At 68.4% G+C, this 17,979-nt stretch carries 12 protein-coding genes; 3 read left to right on the plus strand and 9 right to left on the minus strand.

Features of this window, described 5'->3' with window-relative positions:
• The first annotated feature begins 1 nt into the window (after nucleotide 1).
• Nucleotides 2-916 carry a LysR family transcriptional regulator gene (locus NCS03_RS26005; protein ID WP_175980210.1) on the plus strand — a complete coding sequence of 305 codons (915 nt, stop codon included), beginning with the start codon at nucleotides 2-4 and terminating at the stop codon, nucleotides 914-916.
• 3 nt (nucleotides 917-919) lie between these two features.
• On the opposite strand, the gene NCS03_RS26010 is transcribed toward NCS03_RS26005, so the two are convergent.
• Nucleotides 920-1,672, minus strand: a complete 753-nt coding sequence (locus NCS03_RS26010; protein WP_008346426.1) for a hypothetical protein — start codon at nucleotides 1,670-1,672, stop codon at nucleotides 920-922.
• A gap of 153 nt (nucleotides 1,673-1,825) precedes the next feature.
• Between NCS03_RS26010 and NCS03_RS26015 the strand changes: the two genes are divergently transcribed.
• Nucleotides 1,826-3,601, plus strand: coding sequence for an ATP-binding response regulator (locus NCS03_RS26015; protein ID WP_250530090.1), 1,776 nt, complete (start codon nucleotides 1,826-1,828; stop codon nucleotides 3,599-3,601).
• 14 nt (nucleotides 3,602-3,615) lie between these two features.
• Here NCS03_RS26015 and NCS03_RS26020 read toward each other — a convergent pair whose 3' ends face one another.
• The 8 genes from NCS03_RS26020 to tssJ all read right to left on the minus strand — a co-directional run bounded on the left by NCS03_RS26020 (nucleotide 3,616) and on the right by tssJ (nucleotide 15,672).
• Nucleotides 3,616-4,323: a response regulator transcription factor gene (locus tag NCS03_RS26020; protein ID WP_008346429.1), complete on the minus strand. Its 708-nt coding sequence runs from the start codon at nucleotides 4,321-4,323 to the stop codon at nucleotides 3,616-3,618.
• 21 nt (nucleotides 4,324-4,344) lie between these two features.
• Nucleotides 4,345-6,171, minus strand: a complete 1,827-nt coding sequence (locus NCS03_RS26025) for an MltA domain-containing protein (protein WP_250530091.1) — start codon at nucleotides 6,169-6,171, stop codon at nucleotides 4,345-4,347.
• A gap of 49 nt (nucleotides 6,172-6,220) precedes the next feature.
• Nucleotides 6,221-8,044 (minus strand): serine/threonine protein kinase, encoded by a 1,824-nt coding sequence (locus NCS03_RS26030; protein WP_250530092.1) that lies wholly within the window; start codon nucleotides 8,042-8,044, stop codon nucleotides 6,221-6,223.
• On the minus strand, nucleotides 8,041-8,793 hold the full coding sequence (gene tagF, locus NCS03_RS26035; protein ID WP_250530093.1) for a type VI secretion system-associated protein TagF: 753 nt from the start codon (nucleotides 8,791-8,793) through the stop codon (nucleotides 8,041-8,043). The genes NCS03_RS26030 and tagF overlap by 4 nt, the downstream gene beginning before the upstream one ends.
• On the minus strand, nucleotides 8,790-12,419 hold the full coding sequence (gene tssM / locus NCS03_RS26040; RefSeq protein WP_250530094.1) for a type VI secretion system membrane subunit TssM: 3,630 nt from the start codon (nucleotides 12,417-12,419) through the stop codon (nucleotides 8,790-8,792). The genes tagF and tssM overlap by 4 nt, the downstream gene beginning before the upstream one ends.
• Before the next feature lies 1 nt (nucleotide 12,420).
• Entirely contained in the window at nucleotides 12,421-13,737 is a 1,317-nt protein-coding gene (locus tag NCS03_RS26045; protein WP_250530095.1) for a DotU family type VI secretion system protein, read from the minus strand.
• Between the two features lie 18 nt (nucleotides 13,738-13,755).
• Nucleotides 13,756-15,096 carry a type VI secretion system baseplate subunit TssK gene (gene tssK, locus NCS03_RS26050; protein WP_008346440.1) on the minus strand — a complete coding sequence of 447 codons (1,341 nt, stop codon included), beginning with the start codon at nucleotides 15,094-15,096 and terminating at the stop codon, nucleotides 13,756-13,758.
• Between the two features lie 75 nt (nucleotides 15,097-15,171).
• On the minus strand, nucleotides 15,172-15,672 hold the full coding sequence (gene tssJ, locus NCS03_RS26055; RefSeq protein WP_250522466.1) for a type VI secretion system lipoprotein TssJ: 501 nt from the start codon (nucleotides 15,670-15,672) through the stop codon (nucleotides 15,172-15,174).
• A 162-nt stretch (nucleotides 15,673-15,834) separates the two neighbouring features.
• On the opposite strand from tssJ, the gene NCS03_RS26060 reads away from it, so the two are divergent.
• A complete protein-coding gene (locus NCS03_RS26060; RefSeq protein ID WP_250530096.1) occupies nucleotides 15,835-17,967 on the plus strand; it encodes a CHAT domain-containing protein in 2,133 nt (710 codons plus the stop codon).
• Nucleotides 17,968-17,979 lie beyond the last annotated feature (12 nt).

Below are 17,979 nucleotides of genomic sequence, written 5' to 3' on the forward strand. Positions count from 1 at the left end.
TATGAAAGTCACGCTCGACGAGCTTCAGACCTTCGCGACGGTCGTCGATACAGGCTCCATCACGGCGGCTGCGGAGCAACTGGATCAGACGGTTTCGGGCGCGAGCCGCACGCTCGGCCGCCTCGAAGAGAAACTGCAGACGACGCTCCTGCGCAGGACCACGCGCCGCCTCGAACTGACGGAAGAGGGCAGGAGCTTCCTGCAGCATGCGCGCGAGATCATCGACGCGGTGGAGAGCGCCGAAGAGCAGGTCGCCGCACGCCGCGAACGGCCGTCGGGCCTGTTGCGCGTCGATGCCGCGACGCCCTTCATGCTGCATGTCATCGTGCCGCTCGTCGCGGGTTATCGCGAGCGCTATCCGCATGTGGAGCTGGAGCTGAACAGCAACGAAGGCGTGATCGATCTGCTGGAACGCCGCACCGATGTCGCGATCCGCATCGGCAAGCTGAAGGATTCGACGCTGCATAGCCGTCCGATCGGCAGCAGCCGCATTCGCGTGCTGGCGACGCCGCATTATCTGGAAACGCACGGGCATCCGAAGCGCGTCGACGAGCTCGCCAATCACGCGCTGCTCGGCTTCACGCAGCCGGAATCGCTCAACGTCTGGCCGCTCGCGGGGCGCGATGACGAGCCGTATCGCATCAAGCCGAGCATCGCTTCGTCGAGCGGCGAGACGCTGCGGCATCTCGCGCTGGAGAGTGCGGGCATCGTGTGCCTGTCGGACTTCATGACGCTGCGCGACCGGCGCGAAGGGCGGCTCGTGCAGATTCTCGCGCGTCATACGCAGGAAGTGCGGCAGCCGATCAGCGCCGTCTACTATCGCAACACGGCGATCTCCGCGCGCATCGCTTCGTTCGTCGACTATCTCGCGCAAGCCGTGAAGACCACGGAGTTCGCGCTGACCGGCAATCGCTGACACTCAGCCCGCCGACTCGACCGCGAGCAGATTGAGCACGAGCAGAATCGCGGCCTGATTGTCGGCGCTGATCGCGATGCCGAGCGTGCCGCCGATCCATCTGCCGATCTTCGTCGCGGCGAAATCCGCGCTTTGCGCCGACTTCTTGAGCGTCACGCCGAGCCTCACGGCCCGATAGTGGTACGAAGGGATGTGATGCCGCGTCGCGAGCGCGAACAGGCCGCCTTTGTCCTCCGAGCACCATCCGAGCGTGCCCGCGAGAACCAGTTGCTCGTACCGGTCCAGGCCGTCGATGAACGCGCGCGCGAGACGCCGCACGCGCGCTTCGTCGAGGCCGTACTGCATCAGCACCGAGGCGACGGGATCGTCGGGCGCGTGCGCGTGCTCGTCTATCTGCGCGGCGACGCCGTCGAGTTCCATCGACACATCGCGCTGATTGCTCGCGCTGCGCAGACAATCGATCAGAAAGCGCCTGAAATACGTGCATACGGCGTAGCCGCTCGACGGCGCGCTGTGCTCGCTCGCGTGCGATTCGCCGTGGCCCGGTTCGAGCCGCAGCACTTTCGCGTAGATGAACTGCGCGACGAGTTCTTCCTTGTCCTCCTTGAGCGATTGCAGCTCGGGCGGATGATAGCCGCGCAACGCGCCTTTCACGAGGTTGTAGATCGAAACCATTTCGTCCTGCGACAGATGCGTGCGCCGGCGCCAAAGGTCGGTGAGCATCGAGGGCGCACCCGTCTCCTGGACGGGATTCATTGTCAAGGTCTCCACGTTGTCAATCCCCTCAAATCGGTGGCAACGTGATGAGTATGGTTTTCTCCTATTAAACGACCAATATGAAGTTAGTCATATCCGTCGACTAGAACTTTCGGGTAAACCGGGCGGATCAACGCAGCAAGGGGATGACAGATGCAAGGCGATCGTGAGCACGGCGAGACCGACGAGGACGTCGCCAGTGCGCTCTACGCGGCGGACCCCGCATCCTTCGTCGCGCATTGCTGCGCGATCGCGCTCTTCTATCCGGCATTGCTGTCACGCCCGCCCGCCGGATGGCTCGTCTTCGGCTGCGTGCTCTTCCACGCGGGCGCGAATGGTCTCGCGATCGGTCTTTGGGCCTGGCGGCGTCACGATCCGCTTCGTTTCGGCGCGCGTCGATGGATCGGCCTGCATGCGCTGCGAAACGTGCTGCTTCACGCGGCGCCGGGCATCGCGATCTGTTTCGCGTTCCAGAACGAATCCGCCGGATCGGTCGCCGCGCAGGCCGTTCTGCTCGTCACGCTGGCCGCGCTTGCCTACGGTTCGAACGGATTGAGCGTGCGCAACCTGTCGGGCGCGGTGCTGACGCTGCTTCTGCCCGTCACGATTGCGAGCCTGATGCAGCCCGCCGATGGCCGTTTCGGATTGGGCGTCGTGCTTGCCGTGTTCGTCGTCGCGATCCATCTTTTCGGCTCGCAGTATCGGCGTCTTTTTCGCGGCATCGTGAAGGCGCGCGTCGAGCAGGAGCGGCTCGCGCAAACCATCGCGCTGCAGAAAAGCGTGATCGAGGAAGCGAGCCTTGCGAAGACGCGTTTTTTCGCGGCCGCCAGTCACGATCTGCGCCAGCCGCTTCACGCGATCGGCCTGCTCGCGCAGGCACTCACCGACGGCCGCGCGAGCGCGCAGGAGCGCGATGACTCCGCGCAGCACATCATCGCCAACGTCGACGCGCTGAATCAGCTCTTCAATCAGGTGCTCGACCTCGCGCGCATCGAAAGCGGCGTCACGCAGGTGATTCCGCAGCATTTCCTGATGTCGGAGCTGCTCGCGCGCATCGAGCGGCAGTTCCGGCCCGCCGCCGCCGCGAAGGGGCTGGCGTTGCGCATCGCGCCGACGTCGAGCGTCGCCTTCACCGATCCGGTGTTGCTCGAACGCGTGATCGGCAATCTCGTGTCGAACGCCGTGCGCTACACCGAGCGCGGCTCGATATGGATCGGCGTGCGTCACGGCGGCGATCCGGAGCAAGGTCATATCGAAGTGCGCGATTCGGGCATCGGCATCGCGCCCGACGAACACGCGCTCGTCTTCGAGGACTTCTATCAGGCGCCGCTCGCGCATCACGGCGCGCGCGAGGGACACGGCCTCGGTCTCGCGACGGTGCGCCGTCTGACGCGGCTGCTCGGCGGCGAGCCGACGCTGCGCTCGGAGCCGGGACGCGGCACGACGATCCGCGTGCCCGTGCGCTTCGGCGATGCGAATCTCGTTACGTCGAGTCTGTGCGCGCCGCTGCCGGTCATCGGATGCATCGAAGGACGCCATGTGCTGTGCGTCGACGACGATCCCGCGAATCTCGATGCGCTCAGCGCCTTGCTCACGCGCTGGGGATGCAGCGTGCGCGGCTGTCGCGACGAGCTGGCGGCGGTGCGCGCCATTTCCGAGGGCTTCGTGCCGGACGTGCTGCTGTGCGATTACCAGATCGACCGCCACGAGACCGGCGCGGAAGTGCTTCAGGCCGTGCGCGAGGCGTTGCGGCGGCGCGGCCACGGCGAGCCGGCGAGCGTGGTGATTACGGGCGACATGGCGTCGCCCGGCCTCGCGGCGCTCGTCGCCGCCGGTTTGCCGGTCCTGCACAAGCCCGTTACGCCGACGCGCCTGCGCCGCACGCTCGACATGCTGCTTCAGCCGCGCGGACAGGACGAAGCGGCCTGAGCGCGGCGCGCCGCTCAGAGCGTGCGCCCGCCTTGCAGCCAGCCGTTGATGAGCGCGATCGCCGAAGAACGGTTGTGCACGCCGAGCGCACGAAAAATCACGGAGAGATGAACCTTGACCGTGCCTTCGGCGACCTGCAATTCGCGCGCGATCATCTTGTTCGTGCAGCCGCGATGCACGAGCCGCATGATTTCGCGCTGACGCGGCGACAGGTTTTCCATCAGATGCAGATGATGCGGCGCGAGCGCGGGCGCCGCCGTGTTCGTCATCGGGCGCGGACGTTCGGCGGCGCTCTGGCGCGCGAGCCGCGACGGCGACGGATCGATCAGGCTCAGCGCCTCGATCGGCACATACGCGCCGCCGGACAGCACGAGCTCGATCGCCTTGACCATCACGTTGGCGGGCTCGCGCTTGGGCACGAAGCCGAGCGCGCCCGCGGCGAGCACCGCGCGCATCTCGTCGACGGATTCTTCCGCCGACAGCACCACGAGCGGCAGCGCCGGATTCGCCTTCAGCAGCGCCGAGAGCGACGCCGCGCTTTCCATGCCCGACATGTGCAGATCGACGATCGCGAGATCGTGATTCGCTTCCGGACGCGCGGCGGCGGCGAGCGTCTCCCAGTTGTCGGCTTCGTCGAACTGCGCGTCCGGATCGATGCCGCGCAAAAGCGCCTTGACGGCCTGGCGGATCAGTTCGTGGTCATCGGCGACGAGAAACCTCATGCGCTTCCCCGATAGGTTCCGTCATTGCGTATCGTCGACGCACAGGTCGGGATCGCTGACGACGCAATCCGCGCTCGGCATCGCGGGCCCGCCGCGCACGCGCACGCCGGTCTCCTTCGCGGAGATGCGCAAGCCCTTCGGCAAGAGCACCCACATTTGCGTCGGCTGCTTCATGCGGCTCGCCTGCTGCTGGGCCTGCGGTCCGGTGCCGAAGAAATAATCGGCGCGCACGGCCCCGCGAATCGCGCCGCCCGCGTCCTGCGCCATGAGCAGGCGCGTGATGGATGCCCCCGCCGGCCCGCCTTCGCTCGCGTTGACGAAGACGGGCGCGCCGAGCGGCGTCGTGCGCGGATCGATCGCGGCCGAGCGCCCGGCGGAAAGCGGCACGCCCAATGCGCCGATGGGTCCGGCGGGCGAATCGGGGATCGTGCGGAAAAAGACGTAGCTCGGGTCCGATGCCGCGAAGGCATAGCCGATCGGCGCGCTCTTCGCGAGCGATGGCGTCGCGGTCTTGTCCGTGGCGCGGTCGGATGGCGCGTCCGGCGCGCTCACCCGCGCCGGACGCGCGGCGGGAACGGCGGCGCTCTTCGCGAGCGTGAAGCCGCGCAGAAGCGGCGATTGCGGCGGACCGTCGGCGTCGCCATGCACGGCGGGCGATGCGCCGTCCGCGTCCGCGTCCTGAGCGCCGCGCAGGAGCGAGGACTGAGGCACATCGTCGGAAGCCGCGCCGCCGACATCGTTTTTTGCGTTCTGCGTGCTCACGCTGCCTTCTTCCAGATCGATCTCCACGCCGCGCACCAGAATCTTGCGACCCTTGCTTCCCGCGCTCGCGACGGGCGGATTGAACGCGAAGCCGTTCTGTTCCGCATAGGCGAGACGGATGACGCTCTTGCCGTCGGGCAGCACGATCTTTCCCGCGCCCTGTAATTGCATAGAGTAGAGCATCGCGGGGTCTTCCACATAGGCGAGCACGGGCGCGCGGCTCATGCCGCGCTCGATATCGGCGCGCGCGTAGTAGGGCACGATATCCGCGCCTTCGCGGCGCAGCCGCAGCTTCTTGTCGCGGATGTCCGGCACGCTGTCGCCGACGCGCAGCGTGTACGTCTTGCCGCTCATCGATACGGTCGACAGCGGAACGACGTTGCGTCCTTCGATGCGCGCCGGAACCGGCGTGCCGCGCGCGCCGGGCGGCAGGCGGCGGGCGTCGAGGAACAGCATGTCGGTCGGCACGCCGTAGACCGGATAGACATACGGCGCGCGGCGCTCGCGGCTGCCCTTCAGGATCGGCTCGTAATAGCCGGTCAGGACGCCGCGCGCGCTTCTGTCGACATTGAGGATCTGATAGACCGTGAAGTTTTCCTCGAAGAAGCGGCGCACCGCGGCGGCGTTGCGCGTATCCACGCCGCGCGAGGCCGCGCAGGGCGCCGCCCACGCCGGCTTGCCGCTCAGCACGCCGCAACTGCGCCGGAACGCGTCCCAGGATTCGGCGACGTTGTCGGTCGCCCAGCCGGGCAGGCTCGCGAAGGCGACGGGCGTATAGAGTGCGTTCTTCGTCGCGAAAGGCGTGGCGTTCATGCCGACCGACGCCGACGGACTCGCCGGCGACGGATTCGCGATGCCCGGCTCCGCGCCGGTCGCGCTGACCATGCGCGCGTCGTCGCCTGGCGCGGAGGGCGGCGCGGCCTCATCGGCGCGCACGGCGGGCGAGGGCGGCGCGCCCGCGCATCCGGCGAGCGTGGCCGCGGTCAACGCAAGGGCGGCGAAGGCGGCGAGCGGATGCGCCGTTCCGGATGAAGCGCCCGGCGCGATGCCCGGCTGCGCGGCGACGCCGCTCGTTCGTGATGCCATGGTGCCCTCGTCTCGCGGCCGAAGCGCTTCGCTTTCGCTTCGAATTTCTCTATTTAGACGAACGGACGACATCGATTTTGAAGGTCGCCGCGCCATACGCGACGGGACACGACGGCGCGTTGCCGCCGCACGCCGGCACGCCCGCGAACGGCGATGCGCTGAGCGTCCGCTGCGCAGCCGCCGCGTTCTGCGCCTCGGGGGAGAGACTGGCGAAGACGGCGTCGTGCGCGAGACTGAGCGCCGGGAACTCGCGCGGCGCGGCGGAAACGATCGCGACGAAATGATTCGCGCCGACGGGCTCGCCCGCCTGCATCGGCCAGCTCGGACGCGGCAGCACGAGACGCTTCTTCCTGCCGATGCGATTGTCGCTATCGAGCGCGTTCGGAAACAGTTGCAGATATTGATTCGCCGGATCGACGACGAAAACATACACATAGCCGTCGCGATTGCTCGTGATCGCGAAGCGCAACAAGTCGCGGTCGACGACGGCGCGCGCGACGGGCACGTCCACCTTGACATCGAACGACGGATCGGCGAGCGAAACGATGCGCGCGAATTCGCCATCGGGCGTGAAAGGCGGCAGCGCGGCGGGCGGCGGAGGCGGCGGCGCTTCGGGCGCGACCTCCGGCGCAGGCGCCGAAGCCGGGACGACCGCCGAAGCAGCGACGCGCTCGGCCGAAGGCGCATGATGCGACGTGAAGCGCGGCACGAACCATCCGAGCGTCGCCGCCGCGCCGAGCAGACACGCGGCGCCGGCCGCCCAGCCGATACGCCTGCGCGCCGCGCTTTTCGCCGTGCGCGGCGCGGGCGCGTCGTCGAGCGAAATGCCGAGCTCGGCGGCGAACTGCCGGTCGGTCTGCGGCCGATGCGCGGGCGCAACCGCGAGCGCATGATCGATCGCCTTCAGGAATCGGTCGGAGTAACGGCCCGCCGCCAGTTTCGCGAGCGGCTGATAACTGTCCTTGACCACGCGCCCGACCGAAGGCGGCGGCGTTCGCCCGGTGATCGCGAAATACACGAGCGCGGCGAGCGCGTAGTGATCGGTCCACGGTCCTTGCCGCATCGACGGCACTTCGGCGTACTGTTCGATCGGCGCGTAGCCCGGCTTGAGAATCACCGTGAGCGCCTGCGTCATGTCGCCGATCACGCGCCGCGCCGCGCCGAAATCGAGCAGCACCGGCCGATGGCTTTCCTCCAGCAGGATGATGTTGTCCGGCGCGATATCGCGATGAAAACAGTCGGACGCGTGCAGCACGGCGAGCGCGTCGATGAGCGGCGTGAGCAGCGCGCGCAGCCAGGCTTCGTCGGGCGGCTTTTTCATCGCCCGGAGCGTTTCCTTGAGCGTCACGCCCTTGTAGTAGGGCATCGCCATGTAGGCGGTGCCGTTGGCCTCCCAGAAGCGGTACACCTTCACGAGCGACTGATGATCGAAGCGCGCGAGCAGCCGCGCCTCGTCGTTGATGAAGCTCTTGAGACCGGCGCGGAACATCGGCTGGTAGCGGCCGGACTTGACCTGAACCTGCGTCACGCCGACGCGCGAGGCGAGCGCCGCCGGCATGTATTCCTTCACCGCGACGTAGCGGTCGAGCGAAGTATCGAAGGCCAGATAGACGATGCCGAAGCCGCCCTCGCCGATGAGCCGCACGATCTCGAACTCGCCGAGCCGCGTGCCGGGCGGCAGGATGCTGTGCGCGGGCGGCGCGTCGGACGTCGATGAAGGCGCGCCCGCGCCCGCCACGTCGGACCGACGCACGCGCGCGCCGCTGACGATCACCGTCTTGTCGTCGCCCGCGTCGCCCGGATTGGTTTCGGTCTTGCCGGCGTTGCCGGTCGTGCCGCCGCCTTCTTCCGGTAGCCTGCCCGTCGCATTCATGATCCGCAGTCCCGCAGCAGGGTGATGAAAAGCGCCGTGTCGGGCAGGCCGTACGCCGGCCAGATCGTGATCGGGCGCGGCGCGCGATCGTCGCGATCGTCGGGCTCGTCGGAAGCGGGCGCCGTCTGCGCGGCGGTCCACAGGCTCATCCGTTGGATCTCGGTTTGCCAGAGCGGCGCGAGCGTGCGCGCGAGTGAATCGGGCAACGTCGCGGCCGATTGCGCGATCCACGGTTCGTCGAGCATGGCGGCGCGCGTGCCGGCGTTCACCGGCTGCGGCACCGGCAGCGCGGCGAGCTGTTCGTCGAGCCGCTCGATGCTGTGATCGAAATCGAGCGCGGCGAGCGCGACATTTTCGATCGCCGAAAGCCATTGCCAGAGCGCGGCGACTTCGCCGCCCGTCGATGGCGCCGCCTGCAGCGACGCCGCGATCGTCAACGGAAAATGCCGCCCGACGCGGTCCACCGACGCCATCACCACGCCCGTCCAGCATGCGCCCAGCGTCGGCGCGATGGCGCCGGGCATCGCGAAAAAGCGCCACACCGGGCACGTCAGATAGATCGAGAGCCACGCGTCGCCGAGCGCGAGCTGCGTTTCGCCGACGCGCTCGGCGAGCCATGCGTCCCACGGCGCGACGAACGCGTCCGACAGCCGCCGCGCCGCGAAATCGCCGAGCGACGGCAGCTTGCCGTACCAGCCTGCGATCGCCGCGCCGTCGTCCGCGAGCGTGCCGCCGAGCGCGTCGTTCATAGCCGCTCCGGACAGGAGAACTTGCGCAGATCGGCGAGCCGGAACGGATTCTCCACGCTGTTCGCCGTCACTTCGAAGCGCGTCTTGCGCCCTTCGACATCGAACGTGACGATGAAGCGCTCCGGCTGATCGGTCGGCTGCACGTCGAGCCGGTCGAACATGCGAAACAGCGCCCACGGCCCCTCGAACACCAGATTGCTCGCGCCGCTCGTCGGCGGCGGCGTGAGTTGCAGGCTCACGCGTCCCGAGCCGCGCGTGCCGGGCCACTGAATCGCGGTCGCGATCTGCGGGCCGTGCGCGTAGGTGAGCACTTGCCCGTCGACGTCGAGCGTGAAGGAGAGGATCGACGGGTCCATGTCGAGCGGCTTGAACTGCAGCGCGAGCGCGGGCGACTTGCCGCCGCCGCGGAAGAACACGCCGCGGATCGTCGCGGCGCGCTCGAACTGCGCCAGACCGGCCGGACTGATCTGCGACGCCGACGAATCCGACTTCTTGAACGCCCACGGCTTCGCGGAAACATCGACGTCGGGCGCGAGGTTCTTCTGGAAGAAATCGTCGAACTTGCCGCCCGGCGCGAACAGCGTGCCGAAGTCTTCAGGCAGCACGTCGCGCGCGGAATTCGGGCTGAACGGATAACGCCCGCCGACCGCGCGAACGCAGAACGCCGAGATCGACTCCTTCAGGTCCGCCGACAGATTCACGCGCCGCGCCTCCTGCGACTGCGCCGCGCCCTGGCTGCCGAGATCGAGCAGCGCGGTGCGGATCGGCTCGGGCATGCGCGCGGCCTGCGTGCGCAGCTTCGCCGGCGCGTCCGATGGCGGCGGCGCGGTCTTCTGCTGCAGGGCTTCGTCGGTGGCGCTGAGATACGTGTAGACATCGTTGATGACGGCGAGCGTCTGCGCGATCGGCGCGGGCTGCCCCGCGCCCGGGCTCGTCACGAGCGCGCGCAGGCCGGTGAACCGGTCATCGACGATGCTTTCCAGTTGAGCGCCCGGCGCGACCGGCGCGATCTGCGTCGGATCGGCCCCGCGAATCACCTTCAGCAGCTTTTCGCGCGCCGCGCCGAGCTTGTCGCCCGCGCGATCGACGACGGTCGTTTCGCTTTCGGGCTTCGCGCCGAGCGTCGTTTCGCGCGCCGCCGCCTTCGCGAGCGCGGCGAGCGGCGAATCGGGCGCGGAGAGAATGCGCGCGATCTGCGTCGATTGCGACAGCGTGTCGGCGCGCACGATGCGGACATCGTTCAGGAACTCGGTCCAGATCCGCGCGTAATCCTGAAGATAGAGCAGCCGCACGTCCTCGGTGATGCGCTGCATCGCCGCCGGATCGCCGCGCGGCAGGCCGCCCTGATCGCGGATGCCGAGCACCCACGGCTCTTCGGCGGCGAGCTGGGCGGCGGTTTCATCGACGGCTTTCAGGAACGCCTTGTGATAGCCGTCGAACGAATAAAGCCCCGCCACGCCGCGCGTGAGCGGCGCGCCGCTCGAACGCGTGAACACGAGCGACGCGTTCGGCCCGCCCGCGTGCGCGATCGTGAACTCCGGATAATCCGTGCCGACGCCTTGCTGCTTCACGCGCCCGTACACGCGCTGCGCGAGCGTGTTGGCGGCGAGCATGGCGCGCAGATGCGCGACGAGACGCTCGTCGAACGGCAGATTCGGATGCACGAGGCCGCGCGCCAGCAACGCATCGAGATGCCCGGCGAGCGCCGCGCGCTCCTCGTTGCCGACCTCGCGCGGCAGCGAGCGGTCCCAGTCGGTGAGAATCCACGCCTTGAGCGCATCGGCATCCTGATGATCGGGCTGATTCAGCATCAGATACGCCTTGAGCGCTTCGTACGCGTAGCCGGGATTCGCGGGCGTCGCGCCGCGCGCCTGTTCCTCGATGCGCGCCGCGAGCTTCGGCAGGAACAGATCGGTCAGAAGGCGCTCGTACGCGAGCGTCGCGGCGGCGTCGAGTTTCGCGCCTTGCCAGAGGCCCCATTGCATCGCGATCGGCGGATGCGCGGCATCGACCTGAGGCGTCGATGCGAGGCCGCGCACCGCCGACAGCAACGGCAGCAGCGCGACGAGATTCGTGCCCGCCGCCGATGTCCCCGCCACGGCTTCCTTCGCCGCGCGCGCGGTGTGATCGACGTTCGCGACATAGCTGCGATTGCGCACATAGCTCGTGCCCCAGAGTCCGAGCACGCCAGCCGTTACGGCCGCGATGACCGCATACGCGCCGAGCCGCCACAGATGCCGCTTGCGCGCCCATTGCAGATTCGATCCGGCGAGTCCCTGTTCGGCGAACACGACCTGCGTCAGAAGCCGCTCCAGAAAGAAGCTGCGCCCGCTCGACGGACGCGGCGGCTGCACGCCCCGCTCGATGCCGAACGCGCGCGCGAGCGAGCCGAGCACGCGATCGATCGGCGTGCCTTCCTGCGTGCCGCTCGTGAAATAGACGCCGCGCAAAAGCGGTGCATCGTCGTGTTTCGACTGGACGAAGGTCGCGCGCAGCGCATCGGCGACGAGCGGCTTCAACGCGGCGAACTGCTGCGGAAAACTCATGATCGCGGCGCGTTGCGCGAGTCCGCTTTCCGCGTTCAGGCGCTCAGGCAGACGCGCGACGAGCCGCGCTTCGAGCGCGTCCAGCTCGGCATCGATCCGTTCGCCGAATGCGGCCTGCGTGAGCGTGCGTTTCGGCTCGTAGGCAAACGTGAAGCCGAACACCTGCGCGCGCTCTTCCTTCGACATATCCGCGAAAAACTCCGTGAAGCCCGCGAGCAGATCCGTCTTGGTGACGAGCACGTAGACCGGAAAGCGCGTGCCGAACGCCTGCATCAGTTCGCGCATGCGCGCGCGCAAGGTCGATGCGGTTTCGTCGGTGCTCGCGGGCGTCGCGGCGAGCAGATCGGGGACGGCGAGCGTCAGCAGCACGCCGTTGATCGGCTGGCGCGGGCGCGTCTTTTTCAGGAGCGCGAGGAAGCCTTGCCACGCGGTCTGGTCGGCGTCGCGGTCGCTTTCGTGGGTCGTGTAGCGCCCGGCCGTGTCGATGAGCACGGCGTCGTCGGTGAACCACCAGTCGCAATTGCGCGTGCCGCCGACGCCGCGAATCTTGTCGGTGCCGAAGCGCTCGGCGAGCGGAAAGCGCAGCCCCGAATGCACCAGCGCCGTGGTTTTGCCCGCGCCCGGCGCGCCGATGAACATGTACCACGGCAATTGATACAGATATTGCCGGCCCGACAGCGTGACCCAGTCGCGCCAGCCGGGTTTTCTGCCGGACGCGGTAATGCGCGCCTCGCGCAGCACGGCGAGCGCTTCGTCGAAACGCTTGCCGAGCGTCGCGACTTCCGCTTCGCCGGCGCTCGGTGCGGCAGCCTCGCGGCGCGGACTTTCGCTCTGCGCGGCGAGTCCCGCCGACAGCGCCGCCTGCGTGCGCCGCGCGCGCCACGCGGCCCAGAGCCGCCGCAGCACGAAGAGCAGCACGACGCAGCCGATCGCGATGTAACGCGACATCGCCGATTCGAGCGGATAGCTGTGCGCGAACGACAGGAGCGGCCCGGCGATCCAGATCGCAGCCGCAACGAGCAGCAGCCCGACGATCAGCAGCAGCACCGGATGAAACAGGATCGAGAGGATTTTTTTCATTTCAGGACCCGGGCTTCGCGAACAGCGTCACTTCGACGCGCCGGTTGCGCGCGCGGCCGGCGGGCGAATCGTTCGGCGCGACGGGATCGGCGTCGCCCTTGCCTTCCGCTTTGAGACGCGAAGGCGCGATTGTCGCCGCGAGCAGGTCGCGCACGTTCGCCGCGCGTTCCTGCGACAGCTCCCAGTTCGAAGGAAAGCGCGCCGAGCGGATCGGCCGGTCGTCGGTGTGGCCCGTCACGAGCACGTTGCCGGGCACCGCCTTCAGCGCCGCCGCGATCCGTTCGATGAGCGGCCGCGTCTGCCCCGACACTTCGGCGCTGCCGGGTTTGAAGACGTTGTCGCCGTGCAGCGTGACGACTGAACGGTCGACGCGGTCATCGACGGCGACGAGGCCATCGCGGATTTCCTGCGCGAGGAATTCCGCGAGACGGGGTTTCGCCGCCTGCGTCACGACGAGAGGACGCTGCGCACCCGCGCGGATCGAGGCGAGCGTGCCGAACGCGGGATCGGAGAGGCGTCCGAGCTGGAAGCTCATCGCGAGCCACGCCAGCGCGAGCACGAGCAGCGCGAACGCGCCGACGACCCAAACCGGCAGCACGTCGGTCGTGCGCCGCCGCGCCGTCGGCACGCCTTGCCAGTGCGGCGACAGCGCGCGCTCCGGTTCGCCGCGCTCCTTGCGGATCAGTTGATACAGCCGCGCGCGGAACGCGTCGAGCGTCTGCCGGCCTTGCGCCGCCACGCGGTAACGTCCCTCGAAGCCGAGCGCGAGCACCATGCTCGCCAGTTCCAGCAGATGCAGATGTTGCGCGGGCTTCTGCGCGAGCCGCGCGAGCAGTTGAAAGACCTTCTCGCCGCCCCACGCCTCGTTGTGAAACGTCACGAGCAGGCTTTGCCGCGCCCAGACGCCCGCGCCCCACGGCGTGCCCGACGCGGCTTCGTCGAGCATCGTGCAGACGATGTAGCGCGCCGCCGTCACCTGTTCCGCCGGGATGCCGTTGGTGCGCGCCTCGTCCTCGAAGCGGCGCACGCCCGCGGCGAGCGCGTCGCGCAGCGCGGCGGGATCGGCGCACGCGCTCATCGTGCGGATGCGCGCGGCGAGCTGCAACAGCGGCGCGCACGCGGCGACCAGCGGATTCACCGCGCCGCCCGTCGCGAAGGCGGCGTCGAACGCGCGCTGCCCGGAGGCCGCCGCGCCGCTCGCCGAGAACGGTCCCTGCGTGCTTCCGCCGCCCGCGCGGCGCCGCCGCGCGCCGGGGTTGGGCTTGATCATCGTCTGATCGGATTCGAATCCGGCGAAGGGATCGTCGTCGTTCGTCATGTTCGTCGATGACCTCGCTCAATGACGGATCGCCCAGAATTCGAGTTCGAGCGCCGGAAACTCGCCAGCGATGTACATCGCCAGGTTGCCGGTCTGCTCCAGCTCCTTCCACAGCTCGCCGCCGCGATCCAGCTCGAAATAGGAAAAGCCCGCGTGAAACGGAATCTGCCGCGGCGCGACCGGCATCGCGCGCAGGCCGATGCCCGGCAGCGCGAGATTGACGAGATCGCGCAGCTTTTCAGCGGGCGCGATCTTCACCTGCGTCGGAAAGCGCGTGCGCAGCGCTTCGCCCGGCATCTGCGCGTTCGCGGCGAGCACGAAGCCGGCGCTCTTCACGAGCTCCAGATCGTTGATGAGCGCGACGCGCACGCCGGGCTTGCGGCTTTGCAGCTCGATCGCGACGGCGTCGGGTTCGCGCACGATGCCGATCAGTTGCCGCACGTCGCGCATGAGCGGCTCGAACGACGTCGCGACATCGTCATGGCGATACGGCGGATACGCGAGCACGCGGCGGCGCTCGTCGAACGCGGCGAGATCGCCGGCGAGCGCGAGCGTCGTCTGATACAGGCGTTCGGGATGCAGCAGCGGCACCTGCAACAGATGCGCGTACTGCGGCTCGAAGCGATTGAGCGTTTGCAGCAGCAGAAAATCGGCGATCTCCGCGACGCCGCCGCGCCCCGGATTCGCGAGGCGGCTCGCCAGGCGGTCCGCATGTTGATGCACGAGGCCGGCGAGTTCCTGCGCATAGCCGAAGAGACGCGGGTCGGCGTGCGCGTGGAGCATCGGCGGGATGTAGCCGGGATCGAGCACGACGCGGTTGTCGGCGCGCCGTTCCAGCACGCGCGCAAGCCCGATGGTCGCGAAGGCGTCGGTCGCGTCGCGCGCGAGCATGAGCCGCACGTTCGGCGCGCCGACGCGAATCTGCGCGACGCGGTCCGTGCTCGTCGTTATATCGGCGACGGAAGTATCCGTCGTGCGAAAGCGCAATCCGTCGATGCGGCCATCGGCAGCGCCATCGGCGTCGAATTCCTTTGCGCCCGCGCGCGCGAGCGGCAGCGCGAGCAACACGAGCTCGTCGCGCGTGCCGGCGGGAATGTCGAGCGGCGGCGGCGCGGGGAAGTCGTCGGGAAAGGAGAACGCGGTGCCGTCGGGCAGCACGCCGAACGCCGACGCAAGCGCGATCTTGCCGAGCCCGAGCGCGATTTCGTCGAGCATCACGGCGGCCCAGCCCCACGACCACGCCTCGGTCGCGCGCGCGTGCGAGCGCACGAGATGCTCGATGAAGCGGTCGTGCTGCTGGAAGTGCTGGGGTTCGAGGAACAGGCCCTCGGACCAGATCATGCGTTGGTGCCAGGTCATGGTGCCTCGTATGGGCTTGGGCTCGATGCTGAAAGAACGATTCAGCGCGGCGGATTTGCAAACCGGCGCGCGCTGTCACTTCTTCTTGCCCGATGGCGGCGGCGCGGGCTGCGCGGCGATCGATACGTCGGCGGCGTCGATACGCACGTTCATCAGCGTCGTCTGGTTCGGCGGCACCGGCGCGCTCGCCCGCCAGCGCGATCGCTCGATGTCGCGATACGCCGCCACGACCGCGACGAACTTCGTGCCGGGCTGCACCGTCTGCTCGACGCTGCGGCTGTCGCCGGGCCGCAGCACGTATTCGTTCTTCGCGTTGAGATCGCCGCCGAGCGTCGCCTGGTCTTTGCCGTAGAGCGTGAAGAAGTCGGCGCTGTCGAAGGCGGCCGTCGTCTTCAGCTCGTACACGCGCACGACGACCGGCGACGGGCGGCCCGCGTGATCGGGATTCGCGCCATCCAGCGCGCTCACGCTGATACGCACGACCGTCGGCGCGGGCGGCGGCGGCGGCGACTTGCAGGCGCTCGCCGCGAGCGCGCAAAAGAGCAGTGCGCAAAGACGCGGACGCGGGTTCTCCATCATCGGATCGTGTGACTTCGCAAGTGGCTTCGGACACCACAACAGACGAACGAAAACGCCGCGCTTTTCAAATCGCTCGCGGTGTTTCGTCTAGTGAGGGCACCGCGCTGGCGCTTCGCCGGTAGCGCCAGTGCGAAGCGGCGGTCATCGAGGAGGGCGTTCGTGAAACCGATCGGGCGGACATGCGCGGGGCTCGCGCTCTTTGCAATGCTTAACGTCTGCGCGCAGACGGCGCAGAAGGCGCATGCGGCCACGGCGGATCAGGCGCTCACGCCGGCCGCGCGTCAGGCCGAAGCCCGCGTGCGCGACGCGGAAACCATCGCGACGCTGTCGCAGGAAGGGCGGCTCCTGCTCGCGCGGGATCAGGTGAAGCTCGACGGCTACGCGTATTGCAGCATGTCGGTGGCGGCGGCCGAGCGCGGCGATTTCCGCGAGAGCATCGAGGCGGCGTCGCGGGCGCTCGTCGTCGCGCGGGAGACGGACAACGCCCATCTCGCCGCGCTGTCGCGGCGCGATCTCGCCATCGCGTACAGCTATGCGGGCGATCTCGACGATGCCGAACGCTACGCGAAGGAAGCCATCGCGGCGGGCGGGAAGAATCCGGAGCAGGTGCTCGCGCCCGCGCACAAGATCCTCGGCGATATCGCGGCGCGGCGCGGCGATCCGTCGGCGGCGCTCGAGGAATATCGCGCGGCGCTCGCGACGGCGTCGGCGCGCTACCGGCCGATGGTGCTCCTCTCGATCACCAACGCGCAGATCGCGACCGGCGACGCGGCGGGCGCGCGCGCCACGTTCGAAGAAACGTCCGGCGTGAAGGACACGTTGCTTGCGCCGTTGCGCAGGCGCATCGAAGGCAATCTGCTGCTCGCGGAGCACAAGCCGCAGGCGGCGCTCGAAGCGTTTTCCGCAAGCGCCACAAAAGGCGGCTCGGACGCGAGCTACGACAACCTGTGGGCGCACGAGGGCATGGGCCGCGCGTATCTCGCGCTCGGCGACCGCGGCAAGGCGCGCGAAGCCTGGCTCGCCGCGCTCGACGATTCGGAAACGATCCGCGCGCGCTTTCGCAGCGACGAGTTCAAGACCGGCCTGTTCTCCGATACGCAGACGGTCTTCGAGGAAACGATCGCGATCGTCGTCGAGGACGGCGACTACAAGCAGGCGTGGGCGCTTTCCGAGAGAAGCCGCAGTCGCGCGCTGCTCGATGTCGTGCGCAACCGGCTCGCGACGAACGTCGATGAAACGCAACTGAACGGCCGCGCGCTCTCGCTCGACGACGTGACGAGCGCGCTGAATCCCGGCGAGGCGATCGTCGAATATCACGGCCTGCCCGACAAGCTGATCGCGTGGGTCGTGCGCCGCGACGGCATTCAGGGCTTCACGCTGCCGGTTCCGCGAAAGGACATGACGCTCGCCGTCGGCGATTTCCGCACGTCGATCATCCGCGGACGTCCGCAGGCGCTGACCTACGGCGCGAAGCTCGATGCGCTCCTGATTCAGCCGCTCGGCTTGCGGCCGAACGAACGGATCGTCATCGTGCCGAACGGCTCGCTGCATTACATGCCGTTTCAGGCGCTGAGGAACGCGCAAGGGTTTCTGATCCAGCGGCATGCGCTTGCGCTCGCGCCATCGGCGAGCATCGCGGTGCAGCTCGTGCGGCGGCAGCAGCGCATCGCGAGCAATCTCGTCGCGTTCGGCAATCCGCGCATCTCGCCGGAATTCGATCTGCCCGGCGCGGAAGCCGAAGTCCGCGCGATCGGACCGCTCTTCGCGCAGCGCGAGACCTTTCTGCAAGGCGACGTCACGCGCAAGACCTTCAGCGACAACGCGCCCGAGGGCCGCATCGTGCATGTGGCGACGCATGCGCAAGCCGACACCATCGATCCGCTGCATTCGCGCGTGCTGCTCGCGCCCGCGAAACAGCCCGCCGACGGCCCCGACCCGATGCTCGCGCAGGACATCTACAACCTGAAGTTCGATTCCGTCGCGCTCGTCACGTTGTCGGCGTGCGAGACGGCGCTCGGGCGCATCGAGCGCGGCGACGAAATCATGGGCTTCACGCGGGCGTTCTTCTATGCGGGCGCGTCGGCATTGCTCGTGTCGATGTGGCCCGTTTCGGACGAATCGACCGCGCTCACCATGCGCACGTTCTACGGCGCGCTCACGAAGGGCGAGGAAGCCATCGACGCGATGCGCGACGCGCAGCTAGCCGTGCTCGCCGACGGCAAGTTCGCTCATCCGTTCTACTGGGCGCCTTTCGATCTGATGGGCAACTGGCGGCTCTCGGTCGCGCGCTGAAAGACGTTTTCC

The organism is Caballeronia sp. ATUFL_F1_KS4A (assembly GCF_023630905.1).
In the GTDB taxonomy this organism is placed as follows: domain Bacteria; phylum Pseudomonadota; class Gammaproteobacteria; order Burkholderiales; family Burkholderiaceae; genus Caballeronia; species Caballeronia zhejiangensis.

What these genes read in the sequence shown, in the direction of transcription:
- NCS03_RS26005 (WP_175980210.1), top strand. Translation starts at nt 2, where the DNA reads ATGAAAGTCACGCTCGACGAGCTTCAGACCTTCGCGACGGTCGTCGAT.
- NCS03_RS26030 (WP_250530092.1), bottom strand. Translation starts at nt 8,044, where the DNA reads ATGAATGCGACGGGCAGGCTACCGGAAGAAGGCGGCGGCACGACCGGC.
- NCS03_RS26020 (WP_008346429.1), bottom strand. Translation starts at nt 4,323, where the DNA reads ATGAGGTTTCTCGTCGCCGATGACCACGAACTGATCCGCCAGGCCGTC.
- tagF (WP_250530093.1), bottom strand. Translation starts at nt 8,793, where the DNA reads ATGAACGACGCGCTCGGCGGCACGCTCGCGGACGACGGCGCGGCGATC.
- NCS03_RS26025 (WP_250530091.1), bottom strand. Translation starts at nt 6,171, where the DNA reads ATGGCATCACGAACGAGCGGCGTCGCCGCGCAGCCGGGCATCGCGCCG.
- tssM (WP_250530094.1), bottom strand. Translation starts at nt 12,419, where the DNA reads ATGAAAAAAATCCTCTCGATCCTGTTTCATCCGGTGCTGCTGCTGATC.
- NCS03_RS26045 (WP_250530095.1), bottom strand. Translation starts at nt 13,737, where the DNA reads ATGACGAACGACGACGATCCCTTCGCCGGATTCGAATCCGATCAGACG.
- NCS03_RS26010 (WP_008346426.1), bottom strand. Translation starts at nt 1,672, where the DNA reads ATGAATCCCGTCCAGGAGACGGGTGCGCCCTCGATGCTCACCGACCTT.
- NCS03_RS26015 (WP_250530090.1), top strand. Translation starts at nt 1,826, where the DNA reads ATGCAAGGCGATCGTGAGCACGGCGAGACCGACGAGGACGTCGCCAGT.
- tssJ (WP_250522466.1), bottom strand. Translation starts at nt 15,672, where the DNA reads ATGGAGAACCCGCGTCCGCGTCTTTGCGCACTGCTCTTTTGCGCGCTC.
- tssK (WP_008346440.1), bottom strand. Translation starts at nt 15,096, where the DNA reads ATGACCTGGCACCAACGCATGATCTGGTCCGAGGGCCTGTTCCTCGAA.